We start from the raw sequence: 8,344 nt of genomic DNA on the forward strand, positions 1-8,344 counted from the left end.
GCCGAAATGGCGGTGGTGCGCAATTTACTCCGCGAACTGCCACATATTGCAAACTTGGGGCTTCTGGCGGGGGAGCGCTATCATCTCTCTGCCTATGGTATTTGGGGCTTTGCGCTGGCCAGCAGCCCCACGGCGCGTAAAGCTGTGGAATTATCGCAAACCTACCAAGAGCTGACCTTTGTATTCTCTGGTTTTACGGTAGAAGAGCATGATGATTATGCGATTCTTGTTTTTGATAACACTGATGTTCCCGATGATGTGCGCCTGTTCTCCATTGAGCGCGAAATTCACGCTGCCATGATCATTATCCGTGAAATGATCGGCAACAATATGGGCGAGGAGTGGGTGAGGTTTCAGCACCCGCGCCCGGAGAATGCGGAGTTGTATGATCAGTGCTTTAGAGGCCGAGTGGATTTTGCTGCCGAGCGCAATGAACTGCTATTTCCGCGCAGCGCATTAGATAAGCCCCGCGCGGTGGGCAATACCGCTACCGCGAGCTTGTTAGACAAACAGTGCTCAGAGCTTATCGCCAAGCGCAGCGCGCGGCGCGGCTTGTCGGGCAAGGTGCGAGATATTCTGCTGCGTCAGCGACCGATGTCAATGGACATGGAGTTAGTGGCCGACGCCTTGTGCATGACCTCGCGGACCATGCGCCGTAAATTGGCCGCCGAAAACACTTCATTCCGCCAACTGGTCGATGAAATTCGGCTGAGCCTTGCAGAAGAAATGCTGACCGGTACTCGGCTGAGTGTTGAACAAATTGCCGAGCGCTTAAATTACGCCGATGCCTCGAGTTTTTCCCAAGCGTTTAAGCGCATGAGTGGTCATACGCCGGGCATGCTGCGTAAGCAGGGCCAAGGCGCGGCGTGATCACCGCGTTTACCCCGCCTTAGGCTTCGCTTACAGCTGGAATCGCGTCTTTCGCGGGAATAAAACTCATCGCTCGTTCCGTTAAGGCGGTAATCGTCAGGCTTGGGTTTACTCCAAGATTAGCCCCTAACATTGACCCGTCACAGACGTAGGCATTGTCATAGCCAAACAAACGGTTTTGGCTGTCGATCACGCCGGTCTGCGCAGAGCTACCCATGCCACAGCCACCCATGCAATGCGCGGTGGTGGGAATATTAAAAAACAATTCCGATACCATGCTCGCGCCGATACCATCGAGCTGCTTGGCGCTGTCGGCAACAAATTTATTTGCGGCGGGAATAAACGAGGGAATGGGTTGCCCCTCGGTTTGTAACACCTTGGTAAACGGGAAATACCAGGGCCGCCGGTAGCGCATATTCAAATGGCCGTCGATGGTTTGCATGCACAGAAAGATAATGGTTTGCTTGGCAAAGCCAAAGGGGTTGCAGCCGCGCAGGGTTTTTATCGGATGCCGAAGCAATGAGGCAAGCAAGGTGAAAAACCACAAAAAAGTCCGGCCTATACCCGGTGTGCCGCCCGTTAAGGGGGTAAACAATAAGCTGAGCAAATCGTGACCTTTGCCGTAGCGAGTCGCTTCTATATGGGTGTATTCATCTAAATAAAATCCAGAACCGATGGCCACGCCCTTCGACATATCTTCGCCGCCGGGAAAACGCAGCGCCAATAAAGACTCAGCGTTGGTGCGCACCCGATTGCCCAGCTCATCGGAGATCTTTGGCATGGCGCCAGATTGTTTGAGTTTAAATAATAATTCCTGAGTGCCTAGCGAGCTTGCCGCGAAAATAATTTTTTTGGCGGTGAAGCGCTTTCGGTTTTTAGAAAATAAGGCGGTGCCGTGCTGGGTAAAAACCTCATAGCCGTCTTTGCCATCGCTGTTGTGTAAAGGCCGTACATCGCTTACGCGGGTTTCTTCATGAACCTCGGCGCCTTTGGCTTCAGCTAGATAAAGATAATTTTTATCCAGGGAATTTTTAGCATTGTGTACGCAGCCAGTCATGCAACTGCCACAGCCAATGCAGCTGTGGCGCTCTGGGCCTTCGCCGTTAAAGTAGGGGTCGGGGTAGCGTTTGCCGCCGCTGGTATCGTCGGCATCACCAAAGAACACGCCAACGTCGGTGGTGTAAAAAGTATCGCCGCGGCCTTGATGTTCGGCCATTTTCTGAAGGGCGTGATCGGCTGCAGCGAGGCGTCGATTTTTGTTCACGCCAAGCATTTTTTTCGCGGTGGCGTAGTGCCCGGGCATCACCGCCTGCCAGTCGTCTAGGCCGCGCCAGCTGCCGTCGGTCCAAACCGATTCTGGTGGTACGAGTAGAGTGTTGGCATAGGTTACCGAGCCACCGCCCACGGCATTGCCGTGCAAGACCATAACATGGCGAAAAAAGCGCAGACTAAAAAAGCCTTTCAAGCCCAGCATTGGCCGCCACAGAAAATCCCATATCTTCCAATTGGTCGACGGCATATTTTCTGGGCTCCAGCGTCGGCCCATTTCCATTACACCAACCCGATAGCCCTTTTCTGTTAGGCGCAGGGCAGAGACACTACCGCCAAATCCTGAGCCAATAATAATCACATCGTAATCGTAGTGCTGACTCATGGTGTGGCCTCTGTGCTTGGCGTAGAGAAAATATAATCTGACTGTTTAAAGTCGCGATTGCGGCGCCGGAAACTAAAGGTAAAGCCAGGCCATAGCTGGGTGATTTTACCTGAGCGGTGCTTATACCAGCTGTCGCAACCGTTGGCCCACACTGAACCACCAAGCCGGGTTTGCAGCTCGCGATTATAGGTATCTTGAACTTCCTCGCGCACTTCCACTGTTGTCGATGACGCCTCGTCTGCGGCCTCAAGAACTCGGCTGATGGCCGCGATCTGAGTTTCGATCATGTATACCATAGAGCTGTGCCCTAAGGTGACATTGGGGCCAACAATAAAAAAGAAATTTGGAAAGCCGTGCACACTTGAGCCCAAATAGGCTTCTTCGCCATCGGCCCACACATCGGCTAACACGCGTCCGTCGCGACCATGGATCATGGTGGCAATGGGGTTCTCGGTGGCGTAAAAGCCGGTGCCAAAAATAATGCAATCGACCTCGCGCACGCTACCATCGTTACTAATAATACTGGTGCTCGTAATTTCGCGAATGCCGCTGGTTTCCACTTCAACATTGGGTTTTTGTAGCGCGGGATACCAATCATTTGAAATCAAGATTCGCTTGCAGCCGATCGGAAATGTCGGTGTTAGCTTGTTGCGTAAATCTGGGTCGGCAACTTGACGACGAATATTCCATGTTGCGGTGATGCGAAAAATTTTCATCAGCGCGGGGTGCAAAACCATACCGAGCACCCGCATTTCATTTTGACAATAAATTTTGGCCCGCAGCAATTTACGGGTGAACGGCAGGCGCTTAAAAAGCCATTTCTCAACGCGGTGGTAGGCGCGGTCGTGGCGGGGAATAATCCAGTTTGGGGTGCGCTGGTAAACCGAAAGTTTTGCGGGCTTATCGGCAATTTGCGGCACAAATTGAATAGCCGAGGCGCCGGTCCCAATAACGGCGACTCGCTTACCGTCGAGGGAATAATTGTGGTCCCAAGTGGCGGAATGAAAATGATGGCCGCCAAAGTTTTCGACGCCAGGAATATCTGGCAACTTGGGCTCCGCTAAACCGCCATTGCCGCACACTACAAAACGGGCACGGAAATCGCCGCCGCTGGTTTTGACCAACCAGTGGCCAGTGTCTTGCTGATAATGCGCCGCCGTGAGGCTATGAGAAAAGCGGATGTGGGGCCGCAGATTCCACTTGTCGGTCACGTTCTGCAAATAGGCTTCTAGCTCCGGCTGCGTTGGGTAAACCCGCGACCATTCCGTGTTTGGTTCAAAGGAGAAAGAGTAAAGATGCGAGGGCACGTCGCAGGCGGCGCCGGGATAGCGGTTGTCTCGCCAGGTGCCGCCGACGTCGTTGGCGCGTTCAATAATAATAAAATCATCAATGCCCATTTCTTTTAAACGAATAGCCATGCCCAGACCTGCAAAACCAGTGCCGACAATTACTAGGCGAGTGTTAGTACAGATGTCGCTATTAGTTAGTGGTGGATGGCTCATATCAGCGGCCTGTTATTGTTTTGGTAGAGGGTGAATTTGCAGCCTCTATCCTAAAGCCGAACAAATAAACCACCATGCGCCTAACGGACATAACTGTAGAATTTCGGACATAGTGGGTTTCGTCATTTATGACTGTGGCAGTGGCGAGGCTCAGTGGTCTATGGATGCCGGATCAAGTCCGGCATGACGGAGGTGTGGGGTCGTGCCGGACCTCGCGCAGGTAGCCGGTACCTCACTCGTCATACCGGCCTCCGAGCCGGAATCCAGTAACCCCTAGTCATACCGGCCCCCGAGCCGGTATCCATGGGTGTGGCAGTGACGTGTTCAGTGGTCTATGGATGCCGGATCAGGTCCGGCATGACGGGAAGGGTGTCGTGCTGGCCTTCGCGCAGGTTTCCATTACCGCTCTCGTCATACCGGCCCTCGCGCAGGTAGCCACTACCCCTCTCGTCATACCGGCCTCCGAGCCGGTATCCATGGATTTGGCGATGACGTGGTTCAGTGGTATATGGATGCCGGATCAAGTCCGGCATGACAGAGTGTGGGGTCATACCGGCCCCCGAGCCGGTATCCATGGTTGTGGTCGTGACGTAGTTCAGTGGTATATGGATGCCGGATCAAGCCCGGCATGACGGGGTGGGGGCGTGCCGTGCCTCGCCCAGGTTTCCATTACCGCCCTCGTCATACCGGCCCCTGAGCCGGTATCCATGGTTGTGGCAGTGACGTAGTTCAGTGGTATGTGGATGCCGGATCAAGTCCAGCATGACGGGGTGGGGTTATTTGTCACTGGCGTGTTTTAAGCGTTTACCGTCTCCCGTCCAGCATCTCCCAGCTTACTTAAGCTGTTTTATAAAGGCATCCGATTCCCGAATGGCCTTTTCCATCGCACCAATGAGCTGCTGAACATCGCGGTCGATACCCGCCAGCTCACCCTTCAGTGCGCCAATCGCCGAGGCGTTTAAATTATGTTTGAGGTAGAGCACATTGTCGCGCAGGGCATTGAGAACGGGGTCGATACTCTTCTCTGCGCGGCGCATAGATTTGATTAGGGCGGAGTACTGCCGCTTCGTGGCTTGCAGCTTATTGGCGCTGTCACTGCGCAGGCGGGCGTTGGTATATAGCTGTAGCTCGTCTTGCCACTCGTCGAACAGCGCGTCGGCTACTGACTCAACCTTGTTGATCCGGTCACTGACTTCTTGGGCCGCAGCTTCGCTGTCTTCGAATTCGCCGTTTAAGCGCTTGTAATGGGCTTCTAAATCGCCGCCGTCAAAGCTGACTACCGATCTAAATTCCGTTAGTGCGTCTTTGAACTGCTCCTGCGCGTCTTTTTGAGCTTCTTTTGCTTCACCAACGCGATCAACTAAGATATCCCGTTTGTGAACACCCACTTTCTCCATGGCGTTGTAATAAGTAGACTCACAGCCGCTGATTGAGATCATGGCGGTGGTCATGAGTAGCAGCAATAAAAAGCGCATGGTGTGTCCTAAAGCATTATTGGTATAGGGCTTAATGGTAGCCTGCATGGTGGGGTGCGGCAAATTTCGCCGCCGATAATATTCAGTGCGAAGATGATCCCGCTGCGGCGCTGATCTTTTCGTCGTCAAATACCCCCAAGCGCCGTGCCCGTTTGGCCCATAACTCCCGGGCTAAAGTTTGCATGTTTTCGTTGGTATCTGTCTCATCAACAATTTGCATGCCCAGCATGGTTTCAATCAAATCCTCTACGGTGACAATCCCCATTACACCGCCATACTCGCTAACGGCAAGGGCCATTTGCGCGCGCATCTCGATCATATTTTGCAGTAGTTCTGGTGTCGGCAGTGTATCTGGAATTACCAATAATTCCCGTCGCAAACTGGATATGTGTGCATTTGGGTTGAGGGTCATGGCCTCCATTAGCTCGTCTTTGCGTATATAGCCGGTAATATTGTCAGGGTCTTCGGTGTAGATCGGAATTCGGGAAAATTGAATATTTTTATCGCCTTCCACCGTTGCTTTAACAGTCTCGTCTTCCGCTAAGCTAAAAATAACCAGTCTTGGTGTCATGACATCCCGGGCTTGAAGTGAGCGAAAGCGGATCAAGCTTGTCACGGCATCGGATTCTTCTTGATCTAAAATTCCCTCTCTAACGGCGACTTCGGCGAGCGCGACAAACTCCTCCCGACTAATAGAGTGGGCTTTATCCCCGCGCGACAATAGCTTAGTAATTCCCTGGGCCATAATAACCAAGGGGTACATCGACCAAACGACAAAACGTAAAACGAGCGCACACAGTGGCGCCAGCTTTCGCCAATATAATGCACCGAGGGTTTTTGGAATGATTTCAGAAACAATTAAGATAAGCAGGGTTAATACCGCTGAGATAATGCCAAAATACACTTCGCCAAACAAACTGGTCGCTTGGGCACCCGCACCCGCCGCGCCGACGGTGTGGGCAATGGTGTTGAGGCTCAGTATTGCGGCTAGGGGCCGATCGATATCAGTTTTATATGTACGCCATATCGCACCGTTGCGATGGTTACCGCGTTCTTCGGCAGCGATATAGGAGGGCGTTACGCTGAGTAATACGGCTTCTAATACTGAGCATAAGAACGACACGCCTAGGGCAATACCAATATAGACAAGTAATAAAATCATACAAATTCCAGTCTGTAAGCAGGCTTAGATTGCCGCATTGCGGAGGTGCAAAGTCAATAGTTAGGCATGTGGTAATTACACGGTATTTGATCTAGCTTAACTCCCATACTGATATTTCAGACTAAGATAAATTGCGATCTTAACGAAAGGGTAGATGGGGCCATACTATGTCAGAAAACTTTACCGTTGTAGCAACGCTACTGGGTGGTCTCGGTTTGTTTCTGCTTGCAATGGAATTAATGACCGATGGCCTCACCCTTGCCGCCGGTAAGTCGCTGCGTCGGCTTCTAAGTCATTGGACTAACAGCCTGATTCGAGGTGTGTTTTCTGGCTTCTTAATGACCGCGATCGTACAGTCATCTAGTGCGGTAACCGTTGCGTCCCTGGGCTTTGTCAATGCTGAATTACTTAAAATGCGGCAAGCCTTGGGGATTATCTACGGCGCCAATATCGGCACCACCATGACCGCGTGGCTAGTTGCGATGGTCGGCTTTAAGCTCGATGTCCATGCTTTTGCGCTGCCGGCCATTGGGATTGGCGCATTTATTATGTTGGCTAAAAGCAAAGGGCGACGTCTGGGGGTTGGTCGGGCACTGGTCGGTTTTGGTCTCTTCTTTCTCGGAATTTCAACGTTGCAGCAAGCCTTTGAAGGTATCGTTGCTAATTTCGACCTCAGTACCATCACTCTCGCGGGTAATGTTGAGGTTATCGGTTATCTTATGATCGGTGTTGTGATGACGATCCTTACTCAGTCTTCCAGCGCTGCGATTGCTATCACTATATCAGCGGCCTCTGCCAATATGATTGGCATCTATGCGGCGGCGGCGATGGTCATTGGTGCTAATGTTGGAACCACTTCTACGGCGGTACTGGCTTCCATTGGTGCTACGTCAAACGCAAAGCGCTTGGCCACTGCCCAAGTTATATTCAATATTGGGACCGCGATTGTCGCGTTAATCCTTTTACCCGTAATGTTCTATGCGGTCGAAACCGCGCGGGATATGATGCAGCTCACGCCTAATATCGGTGTTTCCCTTGCGCTATTTCATACCGTTTTTAATTGTCTCGGCGTCTTACTGGCTTTGCCGCTTAACAATCACTTAGTGCGATTTCTAGAGAAGCGCTTTGTCACGGCCAGCGAGTCTTTAGCGAAGGCGCGATACCTCGATAAAACTACAGCGGCGGCGCCAATGCTGGCAGTTAATGCACTTATTTTAGAGTTACAACGGGTTGCTGGGCATATTGGTGACGCGGCTAAGCAGACCTTGGATACGAATATCCCTAACACCGATCTTGAGTTGAAAATTAACGCAATTCATCAACTTTCTAATGTAATTTCCAATTTTATTGTGAATCTTGAGCGAACATCATTAAACGAAGAGGTCACTCGGCAGTTGTCCGATTTAATGCGCGTCGATCAGTATTTTTTAGGCTGTGCTGCTGCGCTGGATACCGCGCTGGACACGCGAACAAAGTTAGGAAGTTTACCTAATTTTACCGTCGAGAAAGAAATTAATGCCTATCGTGATAGCTCCCGGGATTTTTTAAACTCCGCGACCAGCAGTGACTCGGAACTTTATTTTGAGAAACTTGAGAATGCTTATTACGCGTTGAAAAGTCAGCGAGATATATTGAAAGAAAATTTATTAAGCACCGGCACGCGGGGGCTGATCAGCCTAGA

The 8,344-nt window shown here is 51.5% G+C and carries 7 protein-coding genes; 3 read left to right on the forward strand and 4 right to left on the reverse strand.

The window, feature by feature from the left end:
- The coding region (locus tag ABYT30_RS12145; protein ID WP_373096713.1) for an AraC family transcriptional regulator at positions 1–870 on the forward strand (870 nt) is incomplete at its 5' end.
- Between the two features lie 19 nt (positions 871–889).
- Here ABYT30_RS12145 and ABYT30_RS12150 read toward each other — a convergent pair.
- Positions 890–2,524, reverse strand: coding sequence for a GMC family oxidoreductase (locus ABYT30_RS12150; RefSeq protein ID WP_373096715.1), 1,635 nt, complete (start codon positions 2,522–2,524; stop codon positions 890–892).
- The gene (locus tag ABYT30_RS12155) at positions 2,521–4,026 is read right to left on the reverse strand and encodes a flavin-containing monooxygenase (protein WP_373096717.1); all 1,506 of its coding nucleotides are present in this window, start codon (positions 4,024–4,026) and stop codon (positions 2,521–2,523) included. Before ABYT30_RS12155 ends, ABYT30_RS12150 begins: the two co-directional genes overlap by 4 nt.
- Positions 4,027–4,346: 320 nt before the next feature.
- Here ABYT30_RS12155 and ABYT30_RS12160 point away from each other — a divergent pair, with 320 nt between their 5' ends.
- Positions 4,347–4,658, forward strand: coding sequence for a hypothetical protein (locus tag ABYT30_RS12160; RefSeq protein WP_373096719.1), 312 nt, complete (start codon positions 4,347–4,349; stop codon positions 4,656–4,658).
- A gap of 201 nt (positions 4,659–4,859) precedes the next feature.
- On the opposite strand, the gene ABYT30_RS12165 is transcribed toward ABYT30_RS12160, so the two are convergent.
- Together ABYT30_RS12165 and ABYT30_RS12170 are read right to left on the reverse strand one after the other, a co-directional pair.
- Positions 4,860–5,630 carry a DUF2959 domain-containing protein gene (locus ABYT30_RS12165; RefSeq protein ID WP_373096720.1) on the reverse strand — a complete coding sequence of 257 codons (771 nt, stop codon included), beginning with the start codon at positions 5,628–5,630 and terminating at the stop codon, positions 4,860–4,862.
- Positions 5,584–6,663 (reverse strand): CNNM domain-containing protein, encoded by a 1,080-nt coding sequence (locus tag ABYT30_RS12170; RefSeq protein ID WP_373096722.1) that lies wholly within the window; start codon positions 6,661–6,663, stop codon positions 5,584–5,586. Before ABYT30_RS12170 ends, ABYT30_RS12165 begins: the two co-directional genes overlap by 47 nt.
- A 167-nt stretch (positions 6,664–6,830) precedes the next feature.
- On the opposite strand from ABYT30_RS12170, the gene ABYT30_RS12175 reads away from it, so the two are divergent.
- Positions 6,831–8,344, forward strand: a 1,514-nt coding sequence (locus ABYT30_RS12175; protein WP_373096723.1) for a Na/Pi cotransporter family protein, incomplete at its 3' end; no start/stop codon positions are given.

The sequence above is a fragment of the Zhongshania sp. genome, assembly GCF_041623545.1.
GTDB lineage: Bacteria > Pseudomonadota > Gammaproteobacteria > Pseudomonadales > Spongiibacteraceae > Spongiibacter.

What these genes read in the sequence shown, in the direction of transcription:
- ABYT30_RS12170 (WP_373096722.1), bottom strand. Translation starts at nt 6,663, where the DNA reads ATGATTTTATTACTTGTCTATATTGGTATTGCCCTAGGCGTGTCGTTC.
- ABYT30_RS12155 (WP_373096717.1), bottom strand. Translation starts at nt 4,026, where the DNA reads ATGAGCCATCCACCACTAACTAATAGCGACATCTGTACTAACACTCGC.
- ABYT30_RS12150 (WP_373096715.1), bottom strand. Translation starts at nt 2,524, where the DNA reads ATGAGTCAGCACTACGATTACGATGTGATTATTATTGGCTCAGGATTT.